Genomic DNA, 15,857 nt, shown 5'->3' on the forward strand with positions numbered 1-15,857 from the left:
GCCCGCCAATGGCGCCAGGACCGCGCGCGAGATCGCAACAACCCACCCGCCGAAAGGAGCACGTCATGACCACTCACGCCATTGCCGACGACCCGGAGATCGATGTCCTCGATCGTGTCGATCCCAACGGATACCTGACTCAACGGGAGGCCGCTGCTCTCTGCAGGGTTCCCCTTTCGACCTTCGACTCGCTGCGGCGGCAGAACCGTTTCCCGTTCCCGGACGCGCACATGGGCAAGCACATGCTGTGGCGCGCGTCGACGGTCGCCGCATTCCTCAAGGCTGGCGGTACCCGCGGTGTCGGCTGAACGGGGCGAACGGATCGACCCGAAGACGCGGCGTCAGCTGCCGGAGGGCATCCGCTTTCGCAAGGACCGCGGCAAGTACCAGGTGCGCGTCTGGGCGATCGGCCTGAATGGTGAGCAGCGTGAACGATCCTTCTATGTGGAGACACTCGCGGAGGCGAAGAAGCTGCGCGCCGAGACGCTCACTCGCCGATACCCCGATGGCGGCATGACGCTTGCGCAGTGGCATTCGCGTCACTGGCCGGTCATCGCGGGGAGTGTGCGCGCGTCGACTGCACGGGCCTACGAACGCGGCTGGCGACTGCGAGTGAAGCCCTGGCTCGGCCACATGAAGCTTGAGAAGCTTACGGCGGGCGTCATCGAAGAGGCGATTGCAAGCTGGGAGGGGAGCACCTCGACGCGGATCGATGCCCTCGCCGTGCTGAGCCGACTGCTTGACGGTGCCGTGCGTGCGCACCTCGTGCCGCTGAACCAGGCACGCCTTGCTCGTCGCCCGAGGTCCGAGTCGACGACAAGCCTGCGTTCGCGCGCGCTGACGGCTGCTGAGGTGCCAATACTTCTCGCGGCGATCGCTGATGCGCACTATCGGCGCTACATCGCCGCTCTCGTCTACACCGGTATGCGGGCCAATGAAGCGACCGCATTGCGCATCGAGGACGTCGATGTTGCGCAGCGGACGATCCACGTGCGCCGAGCGTTCAGCATTGGGGCGGACGGTCGCGGAGTCGAGCTGACTCCGAAAAGCCACAAGGAGCGCGATGTGCCGATCCCCACGCCGCTCGTCGCTCCGCTGACCGACGCGATGGCCGGCAAGCACCGCGGCGACCTCGTGTTCACGGGCCCTCGCGGTGGACGAATCAATCCCTCGAACCTACGTCGCGCGATCGACTGGAAGACGCTCCGCGCGACCTTGCACCGCGAGGACCTCCGCATCCACGACCTGCGTCACACGCTCGCGACGATGCTGTTCGACGCCGGCGCTTCGGCAAACGACGTGCAGGCGGTGCTAGGCCACTCGAGCATGCAGATGACCGAGCGCTACAGCCGCGCTCGCTCTGACGTCGCCCGCCGCGCTGCGACCGCCATCGACTCGCTTTTTGAATGAAAGTCCGATCCCGTGTCGGCGAACACCGCGACTGGCGGCCTATATGAGTAACGCCGCAGCCCGTGGTTCGAAGGAGCAAAAAATGAAATGAAATCTAGGCAAGACGTGGAGCCTGCCGGGCTGGACGCCTGCGATCGAGCACGAGAACAAGCTGCAGTACTCCTTTGGGCGCTTGTCCTCTCCCTTCATGGGGTCCGAGGTGTACCGCGGGCTCGCGGAGCCCCACATCATTTACATCATCCACTTCGAGGAGACTCGGACCTTCAAAGTAGGCGTCACTCGGCACGACGGGTCGCGCTTGACGCAGCACGTGCGTCGGCAGGGCGCGAAGCAGGTGGCTGGCGTCGACGCTCCGAACAAGTACGCGGCCCAGATCGTTGAGGGATTGGTGCTCCGCGAGGTGCGCGTTGCCCAGGTCTTCGTAGAAGACCCGCTCAACGGTGGCACGGAGCATTGGGATGACCGCCTTAATCCGCCTTCTCTTGATCTATTGCTCGCGTCCCAGGCGGGGGAACACCGCGACTCCGAATGGTCGCGGACAGTTTGGCGATTGGAGTCTGGCCCGGGAGAGAAGTTTCGCGCGTTGCAGACGATCGCGCAGCGGGTCGAGGCCAGTAGCGACGCCGCCGTCAGGGAGCGCATCCAGAGAATAGAAGGCGCCACCAACTCATGGGAGTACGCGGTAGCTAGTGCCATCGACGACAGTCGTGAGATGGCGGGCCGTGCTCTGGTCCGGCTCGCCGACGAGGGGGCCACAGGGCCCGGCAGCGAAGCCGAGACTCTGGCTGAGCAGGTCGGCCAACACTCTGCCATCGCCAAGGGGCTAGAGCGGTACCGTCGCGACTCGCGTCGAACAGGGCGGGACCGGAGGGCAAACAGATGACCGAACCAACGACCGCCATGGACCTTGTGCGTCAGGCTCAACACGGAGAGATCTCGGTCGATGAGCTGATCGTCGCGTTGCTGGAGTGGGAGTTCGAGCCGAGCTACAAGACGACTGATCTCGCCGACGACTGGGAACTCCGCGACAACAGCTTCGAGGTGGTCACATACGCGTTCATCGTCGATCTGATTGACGAGGAGCAGTACAGCCGCATCTTCAGTTACGTCGAGGCAAGAGGCCGTGGCGACGGCGCCGCGGGAGGGTAGCCTGATGTGCTCAAATGACCATGTCGATGGTCGTTCTACAGGCCTTCGAGATCGACACCGAAGCGTTCGGCGAGGTTGCCGAGGGGTTCGGTTGGCATATCCCTCCGCTCCCGCGCGACCCCCCGAGCATCCCGCCCGTCAATCGCATCGACCAAATCATCGGGGACGGCGTGGACGTCGGTATTCCGGCGCTCTGCAAGCCTCAAGATCTCCTTCGCGGCATCCTCGAGGGTGTAGAGCCGTTGCCACGGGTGCTCGCCGTGACGTGCGATCGCGACCGTCTCGCGAGTGTAGGAGCGAGCGTCGCCGGCGACGAGCCACCGCTCCTGACCCTCAGCATTGAGGAAGAAGTCGACGATGCACTCTCCGCAGGGCATCTTGTACACGCCGGGTTCGGTCGGCGCCGATTCGGTGGCCCCCGTGATCATCTCCCGAATGACCCGCTCCCAGTCTTGGTCACGTTTCTTGTCGTCCATGCGCACCTCCCGATAGCGAACCGACAATCCTCCCACCTTCTATCCCGAGCCGTCTACTGCTGGGCCATGTCCCGGCCTGGGTAGCACCTGGTACTCGCGAGAGCATGCTCCGAACTCATGCCAACGCCCCGCGCGACGGTAGACTTCGGCACCCGTAAGCCAGGGAGTAGGGAATGGGACGAGCGTGGGCGATTCGACGGACGAAGCGATGCGGGTGACCCTGGCCGGAGTTACGTCGGTGGCCGTCGACGCTCTGAACAAGATGTCACCATCGGAACTTGGGCTGCTGGTAGCAAAGTCGATGCTGGACTCGGACAAAGACGAGTGGTCAGTTCCGAACTTTCGCGCCTACGCAGAGGCCAGCATCCGAGAACAAGTTCCGCGCATCGGGGGACGTCGGGCGATGCCTCGCGAGTACGAAGAGCTCAACCTCTCGCAGGTACTCGCAGACGCGTTCGGCTGGTTGCTGTCGCGAGGTTTGCTTGGCCCGGCCGCAGAGAACAGTGGTGCAACAGGCGAGTATCGACTGACTTCAGCTGGACGCGCGGCGGCGGAATCGGGCGACGCCGGACCCGCCGAAGCGGCATATCGGCTGCATGCAGATCTGCACCCTGCGCTGCTTGAGGCCCGACTGCTCTTTGAGCGGGGAAGCTACCAAACCGCAGTCTTTGCGGCTACCCATCAGGTCGAAGTTCGAGTCAGGGATCTCGCTAACTACGGCCCGGACAGCTATGGCATTGTAATGATGAGGAACGCCTTCGCTCCCGAAACAGGGCCCCTCGCCAGCGCCGGCGTTCTAGCTGAGCGTCAGGCGATTCAGTCCTTATACGCGGGCACCATCGGCGCGTTCAAGAACCCCGCAAGCCACCGGGTTGTTCACTTCGACAATCCGACGGAGGTGGCGGACATCATTCATCTGGCCGACCTGCTACTCCGTATCGCCGAGCGGTCTGCATCGGGACTGGTCTCCGGTGAGGGGACTGCCGCGGAATAGGCGGGATGTGGGCCCGCTCGCGAGCGGTGGCGTATGGAGGGGCCGCGCGGATAGTGGGACTGCTCGGCGTAAGCACATTCATGCCACGATGGGCCGTGGCCAAGATTCGAGATGTTCAAGCGGTACACGACCGCGAGGGAGTCGCCGGTGTTCAGTCGATCGTGACCCGGCGGATGAAGAGGTGGATTTTTCGCGAGCAGCCCACCGACGACTACGGCATTGACGCGCAGCTGGAGATCGTCGACGGCGAAGTGGTCACCGGAAAGCTGATCGGCCTCCAGATCAAGTCTGGTGTCAGTTACTTCAGAAAGCAGGCCGAAGGTGGATGGTGGTTCTACCTCGACCCGGACGACCTTGACTACTGGCTGAAGCACTCGCTCCCGGTTCTTGTGATCCTTTACGACGAGTCGCGCGACGAAGCCTTCTGGCAGTACGTCGATGAGAAGGTACTCGTTGCGACCAAGCAACGGAAGGGCAAACCGGCAGGGCGAAAATTGCTCATCCCTGAGGCGCAGATCCTTGGGCAGGACTCAATGCTCAAGCTGGCCGAGGTTGCAGCGGGGGACGCCTACGAGCTGCGAATTCGTCGACTCCGACTTGCACTGCCGTGGATAAATCTTCTGCGAACTGGACGGCGAATTCTGCTGGAAGCCGACGAGTGGGTAAACAAGACGTCGGGGCGCGGGGACTTGTCCGTGGTCTCGGTGGACGATGCAAACGAGGATCGACAAGCACTCGGCAAATGGACTGTGCTCGCCGGGTATCGGCGTTATGAGGAGGTGTTGCCGCAGTTGGTGCCTTGGGCGTACGTCACCGTGCACGAGGAAACCTATGATGAGGCAGATCATGAAGCATACGAGGCGGAGGAAGGGCGCTACGACAAGGAAGACGACACCGTGTACTACGCACAGTCCTTCGAAGATTGGCATGAGTTTCGCCGACAAGATGAGTTGCGGCCATACGGTAACTCGGCTGGCGAAGTGGATCATTGGCGGCTCGAGCTCAAGCTGAACCAGCTGGGCGAGGCGTTCCTGCTCGTGGACGAGTTCGCCGAAGGAGACACACCGCTACTCGCCCCGGAGGTCAGCTAAGGCTGTCGAGCCCTCTCTGAACTCGCATCGACCGATGTGGCTCAGGATCGCGCAGCGTTTTCCATTTGCCTCTATGCATTTCGCTCGAAGCTGACCGGCTGGATCTATCCGGCTGCCTGCTCGGCCGGGGCGACGAGTGGCCGTAAGGACTCCTTCTCGCTCGCCGCGGAGTGCGTGGATACGACCGAAGACGCCAGATCCACGAAGCAGACAGCTGGGTCGCCGAAGGAGTGGCGTACGCCGTCGCTAGGCTTAGTCCCAACCGGCCCTAGACCGGCCCAAATGACGCCGACGCGTGATCACGGCATCCGATCGGAGGGTTTCGTCTGGCTTCGCTCGCTCAACGATCAGGGACTTCGCCCGCTTGCGTACACCGCAGAAAATGGCTCCCACCAGGGCAAAGCGAAACCCCCGCCATGTAGAAGCTAGGCGAGGGTTTCTGGGATGACGTAATGATCATCCGTGTGGCTCCGACGGGCGTCGATCCCGTGACCTCACGATTTTCAGTCGTGCGCTCTACCAACTGAGCTACAGAGCCGAGCGACATGTCTGCCGCTTCCTAGACGAAGGGCCTTCCCGAAAGAAGGCCCGTCGCTATGGAGCGACCCTGACGGGACTTGAACCCGCGACCTCCGCCGTGACAGGGCGGCACGCTAACCAACTGCGCTACAGGGCCATGCGTATTTAGTTGTTCCACCGGAAAGTGACCCCAACGGGATTCGAACCCGTGCTGCCGCCGTGAAAGGGCGGTGTCCTAGGCCGCTAAACGATGGGGCCGGATGAGGTCGAATCCTTGCGTTTTCAACCTCGCTTGCCGACGACCGAGCCTACTTCACATCTTTCGAGATTGCCAATCGGGGGCGTGGCGTCCGACGCTCGCGCGTGTCGGGGGCAGAGAATCAGTAGTCGGCAAGGGGATTCGCCCTGTTGTGTCTGTGACTCGTGTTGCTACTGTGGGCCGAGTTGCGACCGGTGAGATGAGGTAATCCCGTGACGCTCGAGCGCCCCGAACCCCCCGAAGACTGCGGCTGCGCGCCCACGGCGAGTGAGCAGCGGCGCCTGTGGCCGTCGTTCGACCGCCGCAGCGCCCTGAAGATCGGGGCTTTCGGTGCCGTCGCGCTCGGAGCGTTCGGCTCCGTGGCATCCGGGTTCGGCTCTCCCGCGATGGCCGCCGACTACCCCTCGTGGGCCGACGTCGAAGCCGCGCGCGCGAACGAATCGGCGAAGGCCGCCGAGATTACGCGTATCCAGGGCCTCATCCAGGGGCTGCAGTCCGAGGTCGAGCGCACGCAGGCCGAGGTGCGCGCGCGCTCCGACGAGTACTTCGCCGCGCAGCAGGCCTACCAGGACGCCGACTACCGCGCGCAGCTGCTGCGCCAGCAGGCCGACGCCGAAGCGAACCGCGCCACCGACGCGGCGAACAAGGCCGGCAAGGTCGCCGCCCAGCTCTACCGCTCCGGCGGCGATGACACCTCGCTCGACCTCTTCTTCTCGGGCTCGGCCGCATCGGCCGACGACCTGCTCGCCAAGCTCGGCACGATGGACAAGCTGCTCGAGCGCAACCGCTCGGTCTACGCCGCGGCGGTGGCGGCGCGCGACAACGCCAAGAACCTCAGCAGCCAGGCCGATGACGCGACCGCCGAGCGCGAGCGCCTGCGTGTCATCGCCGAAGAGAAGATGGCGGCGGCCCAGCAGGCCGCCCAGGCGGCACAGGAGGCCCTCGCGGCCCAGCAGGCCAACCAGTCCGTGCTCGAGGCGCAGCTCGCCGCCCTGCAGGACACCACGGCCAAGACGGTCGCCGACTATCAGGCCGGCGTCGAGGCCGAGCGCAAGGCCCGTGAAGAGCGTGAGCGTCGTGCGCGCGAGGAAGCCGCCGCACGCGACGCGGAAGAGCGTGCACGCCGTCAGCGCGAAGCGGAGGCCCGCGCCGCCGGCAACAGCGGTGGCGGCGGCGGAAGCAGCGGCGGTGGTGGGAGCAGCGGCGGCGGTGGCGGGAGCAGCGGCGGCGGTGGCGGTGGCGGCAGCGTCAGCGGCGGCGGCTGGGCACGACCCTCCTCGGCGTACACGTCGTCGGGCTACGGTCCCCGCTCGAGCCAGTGCAACGGCAGCTACTGCGCCAGCTCGTGGCACCTCGGACTCGACTTCGGCGCGAGCTGCTGGTCGCCCATCTACGCGGCATCCGCGGGTCGGGTGACCTACGCCGGCTACAACGGCGGGTTCGGCAACTACATCCGCATCGCCCACGACGACGGCTCGGGCACCGGCTACGGCCACATCGTCGACGGCGGCATCTACGTCTCGTACGGTCAGCGCGTCGAGGCCGGTCAGCAGATCGCCGCGACCGGGCAGACGGGCAACTCCTTCGGCTGCCACCTGCACTTCGAGGTCTACCCGCCGTGGGGCGGCACCACGGATCCCGCGCCCTGGCTGCGCGATCGCGGCGTCAACGTCTGAGTCGGCGCACGAGAGAACCCCCGGTCGATCGACCGGGGGTTCTCGTCGTACGGGCCGCGTCAGAGCGTGTTGGGTGCCTCGCCGGAACCCTGCGTCTTGGTCTGGGCGTCGTGCTCGTCGAAGCGCGTGAAGGCCTCGCTGACGAGACGCTCGGCCTCGGTGGCATCCGCCCAGTCGTCGACCTTGACCCACTTGTTGGGCTCGAGGTCTTTGTAGTGCTCGAAGAAGTGCGTGATCTCCTTCTTGGTCCACTCGTCGATGTCGCCGACGTCCTGGATGTGGTCCCAGCGCGGGTCCTTCGCGAGCACGGCCACGACCTTGTCGTCGCCGCCGGCTTCGTCGCTCATCTTCAGCACGCCGACGGGGCGGACCTTGGCCAGGATGCCGGGGTGCAGTTCGCGGTCGAGCAGCACGAGCACGTCGAGCGGGTCGCCGTCTTCGCCGAGGGTGTTCTCGAAGAAGCCGTAGTTGGCCGGGTAGCCGAACACCGTGTACAGGATGCGGTCGAGGTAGACGCGGCCGGTGCCGTGGTCGACCTCGTACTTCACGCGGCTGCCGCGCGGGATCTCGATGACGGCGTCGTACGCGCCCATACTCGTGCTCCTTAAGTCTGTGGATTTTCCGCGCTCAGCCTATCCGGGAGGCCGCCACGGCCATGCACGCCGACACGATGCACGAGTCGGGGCGGTGACCCCGAGTTGCCGCTGCGGATCACGCCGGTCGCGTCGCAGATCTCCTGCGTCGTGTCGGGGGCGGGGGAGCGCCGCCGCCGATGACGAATACCGTGGGGGGATGGATCACCGTCCCGGACTCGACCCGTCCGTCGCCGAGGTGCGCCGCGCCGTGCGGGCGACGCTCGACACGGAGGACGGCCCCGTCGTCGTCGCACTCTCGGGCGGGGCGGATTCCCTCGCGCTCGCGGCGGCGACCGCTTTCGAGTCGTCGCGTCGCGGCATCCCCGCCGAAGCGGTGGTCGTCGACCATGGACTCCAGGAGGGATCGGATGCCGTCGCTGCCGAGGCGGCGGCCGCGGCGGCGTCGCTCGGGCTCACGGCCCGGGTCGTGCGGGTCGAGGTGGACGCCCAGGACGGCCCCGAAGCGGCGGCGCGTCGCGCCCGCTACGAGGCGCTGGCCCGCGCGGCGGCCGACATCGGCGCCGACCTCGTGCTGCTCGGTCACACCCTCGACGACCAGGCCGAGACGGTGCTGCTGGGCCTCGCGCGCGGCTCGGGCGGGCTGAGCTTGGCCGGCATGCCCGCGGAGCGGCGGGATGCCACCGGGCCGCGGTGGGCGCGACCGATGCTCGGCATCCGTCGGCGCACGACCGTCGCCGCGTGCCACGCGCAGGGGCTCGCGCCGTGGTCTGACCCCCACAACGCCGATCCGGCCTTCGCCCGGGTGCGCGTGCGCGAGCGCGTCCTGCCCGTGCTCGAGGCCGAGCTCGGCCCCGGGGTCGCCGAGGCGCTCGCGCGGACGGCCGAGCAGTTGCGCGAGGATGCGGCGGCGTTTCAGGACATGATCGACGAGACCATCGAGGACATCGTCGAGCACGCCGAGGCCGGCATCTCGATCTCGGCCCCCGCGCTGGCGGCCAATCCCGCGGCGCTGCGCAACCGCATCATCCGCTTCGTCGTCGAGAGCGAGTTCGGCGTCTCGCTGACGCGATCGCAGACACTCGAGGTCGGCCGCCTCGCCGTCGAGTGGCGCGGTCAGGGGCCGATCGACCTGCCCTCGTGCCTCGCCCGCCGGGTGGGGAACCGGATCGAGATCGTCGCGCGCGCGGCATCCTGATCATCCGCGTCGGAGGGGTGCCCGCACACGGGCGCCGCCGCACGCGGAGGACAGCGGCGACCTCGGTGCCCCGCGCTTCGCGGCATCCCGGATCAGGCGGCATCCGGAAGCGTGCGACGTAGACTCGACGGATGCGCGCGGCCGACATCTCCGACGACATCAGCGAAGTCCTCCTCACCGAGGAGCAGATCCACGAAAAGCTCGCCGAGCTGGCGACCCAGGTGGTGACCGATTACGAGGGCCGCGAGGTGGTCCTCGTGGGTGTGCTCAAGGGCGCCGTCATGGTCATGGCGGATTTCGCGCGGCACCTGCCCGTGCACATCACGATGGACTGGATGGCGGTGTCGTCGTACGGCGCGAGCACCCGTTCCAGCGGTGTGGTGCAGATTCGCAAAGACCTCGACACCGACATCACCGGCAAGCACGTGCTGATCGTCGAGGACATCATCGACTCGGGCCTGACCCTGAGCTGGCTGCTCGAGAACTTCGCCTCGCGCGGCGCGGAGTCGGTCGAGGTGCTGGCGCTCCTTCGCAAGCCGGATGCCATGAAGGTCGAGGTCGACTGCCGATACGTGGGGTTCGACATCCCCAACGACTTCGTGATCGGGTACGGCCTCGACTATGCCGAGCGCTACCGCAACCTCCGCGACGTCGCGGTGCTCGCGCCCCACGTCTATTCCTGAGACGGTGCTCCGCGGGTGCGGAGGTCACGGCATCCGCGTTCTGTACGCCCAAAACGAACGCACAGGCCCGCCATAGTCGGCACACGTTAGCCTGATGCGACCGCATTTCTGCGGAGGATCACGAAAGGGCTGGGCTCGCCCACCATGAATTTCAAGAAGATCACGCGCAACCCGATCATCTACGTTCTGTTGGTCGTTCTGCTTCTGATCATCGGTTTCTCCCTCATCTCCAACCTCACCGGCGCCCGTCAGGTGTCGACGAAGGAGGGTCTGGAGCTGCTCAAGGGCAGCACCGTGACCAAAGTGGTGACGAACGATCCCGATCAGCGCGTCGATCTGACGCTGTCCGAGCCCTTCGAGGGAGCCGACAGCGTGCAGTTCTACTTCGGCCAGGCCCGCGCGACCGAGGTGGCGAACGCCATCGACGCCGCAGCCCCCTCCGACGGCTTCAACGACGTGGTGCCCCGGCCCAGCTGGTTCGACGGTTTCCTCGGGCTGATGCTCCCGCTCGTACTCCTCGGCCTGCTGTTCTGGTGGCTGCTCTCCAGCGCCCAGGGCGGTGGCAGCAAGGTCATGCAGTTCGGCAAGTCCCGCGCCAAGCTCGTGACGAAAGAGACTCCGACCGTCACCTTCCAGGACGTCGCCGGTTCCGACGAGGCCATCGAAGAGCTCGACGAGATCAAAGAGTTCTTGAAGGACCCGAAGAAGTTCGAAGAGGTCGGCGCCCGCATCCCGAAGGGCGTGCTGCTGTACGGCCCTCCCGGAACCGGTAAGACCCTGCTGGCCCGCGCCGTCGCGGGCGAGGCGGGCGTGCCGTTCTACTCGATCTCGGGTTCGGACTTCGTCGAGATGTTCGTCGGTGTCGGTGCGAGCCGCGTGCGCGACCTGTTCAACCAGGCGAAAGAGAGCTCGCCGGCCATCATCTTCATCGACGAGATCGACGCCGTCGGTCGTCACCGCGGCGCCGGCATGGGCGGCGGCCACGACGAGCGCGAGCAGACCCTGAACCAGATGCTCGTCGAGATGGACGGCTTCGACCCGAAGGTCAACGTCATCGTGATCGCGGCGACCAACCGCCCCGACATCCTCGACCCCGCGCTGCTGCGCCCGGGCCGCTTCGACCGCCAGATCGGCGTGGACGCACCCGACCTCAAGGGGCGCCAGCGCATCCTCGAGGTGCACGGTCGCGGCAAGCCGCTGTCGGACTCCGTCGACCTCGAGGTCGTCGCGCGAAAGACCCCCGGGTTCACCGGCGCCGACCTGGCCAACGTGCTCAACGAGGCGGCCCTGCTCACCGCGCGATCGAACGCGCAGTTGATCGACAACCGCGCCCTCGACGAGGCCATCGACCGTGTCATCGCCGGACCCCAGCGCCGCACCCGCGTGATGAAGGACAAAGAGAAGCTGATCACCGCGTACCACGAGGGCGGCCACGCGCTCGCGGCGGCCGCGATGAACCACACCGACCCCGTCACGAAGGTCACGATCCTTCCGCGCGGCAAGGCGCTGGGCTACACGATGGTGCTGCCGCTCGACGACAAGTACTCCATCACCCGCAACGAGCTGCAGGACCAGCTGACCTACGCCATGGGTGGCCGCGTCGCCGAAGAGATCGTGTTCCACGACCCCACCACCGGCGCCTCGAACGACATCGAGAAGGCCACGAGCATCGCGCGCAAGATGGTCACCGAGTACGGCATGACGAACGAGGTGGGCCCGGTGAAGCTCGGCTCCTCCTCGGGCGAGGTCTTCATGGGCCGCGATATGGGTCACGGCCGCGATTTCTCGGAGCGCATCGCAGAACGCGTCGACGCCCAGGTGCGCGCGCTCATCGAGCAGGCGCACAACGAGGCGTACCAGGTCATCAACGACAACCGCGAGGTGCTCGACCGGCTCGCCCTGGCGCTGCTCGAGAAAGAGACGCTCGACCACAACGAGCTCGCCGAGATCTTCACCGACGTCAAGCGCCTCACCCCCCGCCCGCAGTGGCTGTCGTCGGGCGATCGTCCGGTGTCGTCGCAGCCGCCGGTGAACGTTCCGCGTCGGGAGCCCGCCGGCATCGCCGCCTCCGCCGAGGCCGAGGCCGAGGCGCAGACGCAGACGCAGGTGCAGCCCCGTCCGAGCGGACAGACGCGCCCGGCCACCGCCTGAGGCGCCGTGGCCGTCGATCGAGAACGGGTGGCAGCGCTCGTCCGCGAGCTGCTGGAGGCGATCGGGGAGAACCCCGATCGCCCCGGCCTCCGACAGACCCCGACCCGCGTGGCCGACTCGTGGGCGGAGTTCTTCGGGGGCGTGGGCCAGGATGCCGGATCGCCGCTCCAGCACACCATCTCGGTGTCGCGGGGACCGGCGCCCGACACCCTGCCCTCCGGTGCCGTGATGGTGCGTGACATCGCGTTCCGCTCGATGTGCGAGCACCACCTCCTGCCGTTCCGCGGCCGTGCGCACGTCGCCTACCTGCCCGGTGAAGAAGTGGTCGGGCTCGGTGCCCTGCCGCGCGTCATCGACATCCTCGCCGCCCGGCCCCAGGTGCAGGAGCGCCTCGGCGAGCAGATCGCCGACGCGATCGATGCAGCCCTCGACGCCCGCGGCGTGCTCGTCGTGCTCGACGCCGTGCACGAGTGCGTCACCATGCGCGGCGGTCGTCAGCCCGACGCCTCGACGGTGACGATCGCGGCGCGCGGTGCCTACACCGAGCCCGCCGCGCGCGCCGAGCTCGTCGCGCTCATCGGGGCACGCGCGTGACCCTGGTCATGGGGATCGTCAACGTCACGCCCGACTCCTTCAGCGACGGCGGCCGCTACCTCGACCCCGATGTCGCGATCGCTCACGCGCGCCTCCTCCGCGAGCAGGGCGCCGACCTGCTCGACGTCGGCGGGGAGTCGACGCGGCCCGGAGCCGACCGGGTGGCACCCCGCGTCGAGCAGCAGCGGGTGCTGCCTGTCGTCGAGGCTCTGGCATCCGAGGGGGTGTCGGTCAGCATCGACACGATGAACGCGTCGACCGCCGTCGCCGCGGTGCGCGCCGGTGCGCGGCTGGTCAACGACGTCTCCGGCGGGCTCGCCGACCCCGACATGCTCGCCGCCGTCGCCGAGAGTGGTGCCGACATCGCCCTGGGCCACTGGCGTGGACCGTCGAGCGAGATGTACGCGCGCGCCGAGTACTCCGATGTGGGGCGCGAGGTCACGGCGGAGCTCCAGGAGCGCGTCGCCGCCGCCATCGCCGCGGGGATCGACCCCTCTCGCATCGTCGTCGACCCCGGCATCGGGTTCGGAAAACGCGGCGAGCAGAACTGGCGGACGCTACGCGCACTGCCCGAACTCGGCGGGCTGGGGTACCGCGTACTCGTGGGGACGAGTCGCAAGCGGTTCCTCGCCGACGCGCTGGGCGACGATGCCGACCTCGCTCGCCGCGACCTCGCCACCGCCGTCACCAGCGCCCTCGCGGCGCGGTCGGGTGCGTGGGCGGTGCGCGTGCACGATGTTCCGACCACCCGCGACGCCCTCGCCGTCGCCCGCGCCTGGGAGGCCTGATGGATGCCGTCGACCACATCACGCTGACGGGGGTGCGCGCCTTCGGCCACCACGGGGTGTACGCCGACGAGAAGCGCGATGGCCAGGAGTTCGTGGTCGACGCCGTGCTCGCCCTGTCGCTCCGGCGTGCGGCCGAGACCGACGACGTGGTCGACACCGTGCACTACGGCGAACTCGCGGAACGGCTCGTCGCCGTCGTCGCGGGCGAGCCCGTCGACCTGCTGGAGACCCTCGCCCAGCGCCTCGCCGACGACGTGCTGAGCGATGACCGCGTCGATGCGGTGACCATCACCGTCCACAAGCCGCAGGCGCCGATCCCCGTGCCGTTCGGCGATGTCGCCGTGACCATCACGAGGAGTCGTCCGTGAGCGTGCGACTGGCCCACGGGATGGGCGAGGCGCCGCGGACGACACCCGTCGCGGCGGTCGTCGCCCTGGGGGCCAACCTCGGTCGGCGGGCGGAGACGCTGGCAGCGGCGGTCGAGGAGCTGAGCCGTCTGGCGCTGACGAGCGACGTGCGCGTGTCGGAGCCGATCGAGACCGTCGCGGTGACCCTCGACGGCGAAGATGAGGACGCGCCCCGCTACCTGAACGCCGTCGCGCTGCTGCAGACGCGACTGGCGCCCGCCGAGCTGCTCGCGTCGCTGCATCGCATAGAGGCGCGACACGGGCGAGTGAGACGCGAACGGTGGGATGACCGCACCCTCGACCTCGACCTCATCGTCTACGGTGACGAGAGGATCGACCGCGACGACCTCGTCGTGCCGCACCCCCGGGCCCATGAACGCGAGTTCGTGCTCGCGCCGTGGGCGCAGGTGGATCCGGATGCCGAGATCCCCGGGCGCGGACGCGTCACCGACCTGCTGAGAGGGCTCCGACGATGAGGCGCACCGGAGTCGGCATCCTCACCATCGCCGTCGTCATCGGCGGAGCGGTCGGCTTCATCCTCGACACCATGCTGACCGCGATGGGACGCGCGACGTTCTCGCCCGCTGCGAGCCTGCCGACGATCCTCGCGTTGCTCGGTGCGGTGATCGTCGCCCTCGCTGTGCCGGTGTGGCGGGCGACCCGCAGCCGCGGCACCCGGCGCATCAACCCCTTCCAGGCTCTGCGCATCGCGATGCTGGCGAAGGCGTCGTCGCTGTTGGGGGCGGTGTCTCTCGGCTTCTCGCTGGGTCTGATCGTGTTCCTGACGACCCGACCCGTGACGCCGTCGCTAGGCTCGATGGGAACGATCGTCGCGACGCTCGTGTGCGCCGTCGTCCTCGTCGTCGCGGGACTCGTTGCCGAGCAGCTGTGCACCATCCGGAAGGACGACGATGACGACACCCCCGGAAACACCCCGACCGGACCCGTCCAGGCCTGACGACACGTCCCGGCTCCCACTCGACGGTGAGTCGCCCGACGCTTCCCGCTGCGCCCCGTCGCCCGTTGGTGGCAGTGAGTCGCCCGACGCTTCCGGTCGGCTCGCCCCGCCGCGTGTGGGTGCCGGTGAGTCGCCCGACGCTGCCGGCTGGAGCGCCCCGTCGCCCGTTGGTGGCAGTGAGTCGCCCGACGCTTCCGACTGGAGTGCCCCGTCGCGGGTTGGTGACGGTGAGTCGCCCGACGCTTCCGGTCGGCTTGCTCCACCGCGTGGGGGTGCCGACGAAGTGGTCAGCGAACGGGAGGCCCACGACGACGGCGCCGTGCTGAGCGAACGCACGTACGACCGCATCCTGGAGCCGCGCTCGCAGCGCCGGCTGCCCCTCGGCGACGGCACGTGGTACCAACTGGCTCGCGCCTACGTGCGGGTCCAGCTGATCTCCCAGGGCGTCTTCTTCCTGCTCGTGGTCGCCGTCGCCGTCGCGGTGCAGGTGATCACCGGCGTGATGTGGCAGTGGATCCCCGCGGGGATCGTCCTGGCCGTGACCCTGTTCGGCCTCGTCATCACGCCGCGGCAGGCGCGGTCGTTCGGATACCAACTGCGGCACGACGACCTCGTGTTCCGCCGCGGCATCCTCTGGCAGCGGGTCGTGGCGGTGCCCTACGGGCGCATGCAGCTCGTCGACATCACGCACGGCCCCCTCGACCGCGGCTTCGGCATCGCGCAGCTCAAACTCGTGACCGCGGCCGCGTCGACCGGGGTCACGATCCCGGGGCTCACCCAGGAGGCGGCGGAGCACCTGCGCGACACCCTCGTCGCGGTCGCCGAGACGCGGCGGACGGGTCTGTGAGCGACGCGGACGCGTCCGGTGGCGCGCGGGCGGCGAACCCGACGGACGGTGCGCCGGGGCGTGG

The 15,857-nt window shown here is 67.8% G+C and carries 18 protein-coding genes and 3 tRNA genes; 16 read left to right on the forward strand and 5 right to left on the reverse strand.

Annotated elements, in window-relative coordinates; all coding sequences use genetic code 11:
• The first annotated feature begins 65 nt into the window (after positions 1–65).
• From QRO03_RS11825 to QRO03_RS11840, 4 genes are all read left to right on the forward strand, one after another.
• On the forward strand, positions 66–308 hold the full coding sequence (locus QRO03_RS11825; RefSeq protein WP_285137701.1) for a helix-turn-helix transcriptional regulator: 243 nt from the start codon (positions 66–68) through the stop codon (positions 306–308).
• A complete protein-coding gene (locus QRO03_RS11830; protein ID WP_285137702.1) occupies positions 298–1,410 on the forward strand; it encodes a tyrosine-type recombinase/integrase in 1,113 nt (370 codons plus the stop codon). The genes QRO03_RS11825 and QRO03_RS11830 overlap by 11 nt, the downstream gene beginning before the upstream one ends.
• 187 nt (positions 1,411–1,597) lie before the next feature.
• Positions 1,598–2,293, forward strand: a complete 696-nt coding sequence (locus tag QRO03_RS11835; RefSeq protein WP_285137703.1) for a hypothetical protein — start codon at positions 1,598–1,600, stop codon at positions 2,291–2,293.
• A 17-nt stretch (positions 2,294–2,310) separates the two neighbouring features.
• On the forward strand, positions 2,311–2,559 hold the full coding sequence (locus QRO03_RS11840) for a hypothetical protein (protein ID WP_285137704.1): 249 nt from the start codon (positions 2,311–2,313) through the stop codon (positions 2,557–2,559).
• Between the two features lie 35 nt (positions 2,560–2,594).
• Here the strand turns inward: QRO03_RS11840 and QRO03_RS11845 are convergent, their stop codons facing one another.
• On the reverse strand, positions 2,595–3,035 hold the full coding sequence (locus QRO03_RS11845) for a zinc ABC transporter ATPase (RefSeq protein ID WP_285137705.1): 441 nt from the start codon (positions 3,033–3,035) through the stop codon (positions 2,595–2,597).
• Between the two features lie 184 nt (positions 3,036–3,219).
• Between QRO03_RS11845 and QRO03_RS11850 the strand changes: the two genes are divergently transcribed.
• Both QRO03_RS11850 and QRO03_RS11855 read left to right on the forward strand, forming a co-directional pair.
• Positions 3,220–4,029, forward strand: coding sequence for a TIGR02391 family protein (locus tag QRO03_RS11850; RefSeq protein WP_285137706.1), 810 nt, complete (start codon positions 3,220–3,222; stop codon positions 4,027–4,029).
• 95 nt (positions 4,030–4,124) lie between these two features.
• Positions 4,125–5,120: a DUF4365 domain-containing protein gene (locus tag QRO03_RS11855; RefSeq protein ID WP_285137707.1), complete on the forward strand. Its 996-nt coding sequence runs from the start codon at positions 4,125–4,127 to the stop codon at positions 5,118–5,120.
• A gap of 465 nt (positions 5,121–5,585) precedes the next feature.
• On the opposite strand, the gene QRO03_RS11860 is transcribed toward QRO03_RS11855, so the two are convergent.
• The 3 genes from QRO03_RS11860 to QRO03_RS11870 all read right to left on the reverse strand — a co-directional run bounded on the left by QRO03_RS11860 (position 5,586) and on the right by QRO03_RS11870 (position 5,897).
• Positions 5,586–5,658, reverse strand: a tRNA-Phe gene (locus QRO03_RS11860).
• 64 nt (positions 5,659–5,722) lie between these two features.
• A tRNA-Asp gene (locus QRO03_RS11865) sits at positions 5,723–5,796 on the reverse strand.
• Positions 5,797–5,824: 28 nt separating this feature from the next.
• Positions 5,825–5,897: transfer RNA gene (locus tag QRO03_RS11870), tRNA-Glu, on the reverse strand.
• Positions 5,898–6,110: 213 nt separating this feature from the next.
• On the opposite strand from QRO03_RS11870, the gene QRO03_RS11875 reads away from it, so the two are divergent.
• Positions 6,111–7,574 (forward strand): peptidoglycan DD-metalloendopeptidase family protein, encoded by a 1,464-nt coding sequence (locus QRO03_RS11875; RefSeq protein WP_285137708.1) that lies wholly within the window; start codon positions 6,111–6,113, stop codon positions 7,572–7,574.
• Positions 7,575–7,633: 59 nt separating this feature from the next.
• Here QRO03_RS11875 and QRO03_RS11880 read toward each other — a convergent pair whose 3' ends face one another.
• Positions 7,634–8,167, reverse strand: a complete 534-nt coding sequence (locus QRO03_RS11880) for an inorganic diphosphatase (RefSeq protein WP_285137709.1) — start codon at positions 8,165–8,167, stop codon at positions 7,634–7,636.
• A 199-nt stretch (positions 8,168–8,366) separates the two neighbouring features.
• On the opposite strand from QRO03_RS11880, the gene tilS reads away from it, so the two are divergent.
• From tilS to QRO03_RS11925, 9 genes are all read left to right on the forward strand, one after another.
• Complete coding sequence (tilS, locus tag QRO03_RS11885; protein WP_285137710.1) at positions 8,367–9,365, forward strand: tRNA lysidine(34) synthetase TilS; 999 nt, start codon at positions 8,367–8,369, stop codon at positions 9,363–9,365.
• A 131-nt stretch (positions 9,366–9,496) separates the two neighbouring features.
• Positions 9,497–10,048 (forward strand): hypoxanthine phosphoribosyltransferase, encoded by a 552-nt coding sequence (hpt, locus tag QRO03_RS11890; protein ID WP_055959510.1) that lies wholly within the window; start codon positions 9,497–9,499, stop codon positions 10,046–10,048.
• A 144-nt stretch (positions 10,049–10,192) separates the two neighbouring features.
• Complete coding sequence (gene ftsH, locus QRO03_RS11895) at positions 10,193–12,199, forward strand: ATP-dependent zinc metalloprotease FtsH (protein WP_285137711.1); 2,007 nt, start codon at positions 10,193–10,195, stop codon at positions 12,197–12,199.
• A 6-nt stretch (positions 12,200–12,205) separates the two neighbouring features.
• A complete protein-coding gene (gene folE / locus QRO03_RS11900; RefSeq protein ID WP_285137712.1) occupies positions 12,206–12,793 on the forward strand; it encodes a GTP cyclohydrolase I in 588 nt (195 codons plus the stop codon).
• The gene (folP, locus tag QRO03_RS11905) at positions 12,790–13,581 is read left to right on the forward strand and encodes a dihydropteroate synthase (protein WP_285137713.1); all 792 of its coding nucleotides are present in this window, start codon (positions 12,790–12,792) and stop codon (positions 13,579–13,581) included. The genes folE and folP overlap by 4 nt, the downstream gene beginning before the upstream one ends.
• A complete protein-coding gene (folB, locus tag QRO03_RS11910; protein ID WP_285137714.1) occupies positions 13,581–13,949 on the forward strand; it encodes a dihydroneopterin aldolase in 369 nt (122 codons plus the stop codon). The genes folP and folB overlap by 1 nt, the downstream gene beginning before the upstream one ends.
• Positions 13,946–14,464, forward strand: coding sequence for a 2-amino-4-hydroxy-6-hydroxymethyldihydropteridine diphosphokinase (gene folK, locus QRO03_RS11915; protein WP_285137715.1), 519 nt, complete (start codon positions 13,946–13,948; stop codon positions 14,462–14,464). Before folB ends, folK begins: the two co-directional genes overlap by 4 nt.
• Positions 14,461–14,946 (forward strand): DUF3180 domain-containing protein, encoded by a 486-nt coding sequence (locus tag QRO03_RS11920; RefSeq protein WP_285137716.1) that lies wholly within the window; start codon positions 14,461–14,463, stop codon positions 14,944–14,946. The genes folK and QRO03_RS11920 overlap by 4 nt, the downstream gene beginning before the upstream one ends.
• Before the next feature lie 283 nt (positions 14,947–15,229).
• Positions 15,230–15,793 (forward strand): PH domain-containing protein, encoded by a 564-nt coding sequence (locus QRO03_RS11925; RefSeq protein ID WP_285137717.1) that lies wholly within the window; start codon positions 15,230–15,232, stop codon positions 15,791–15,793.
• Positions 15,794–15,857 lie beyond the last annotated feature (64 nt).

This window comes from Microbacterium sp. lyk4-40-TSB-66 (assembly GCF_030209475.1).
Classification (GTDB): domain Bacteria; phylum Actinomycetota; class Actinomycetes; order Actinomycetales; family Microbacteriaceae; genus Microbacterium.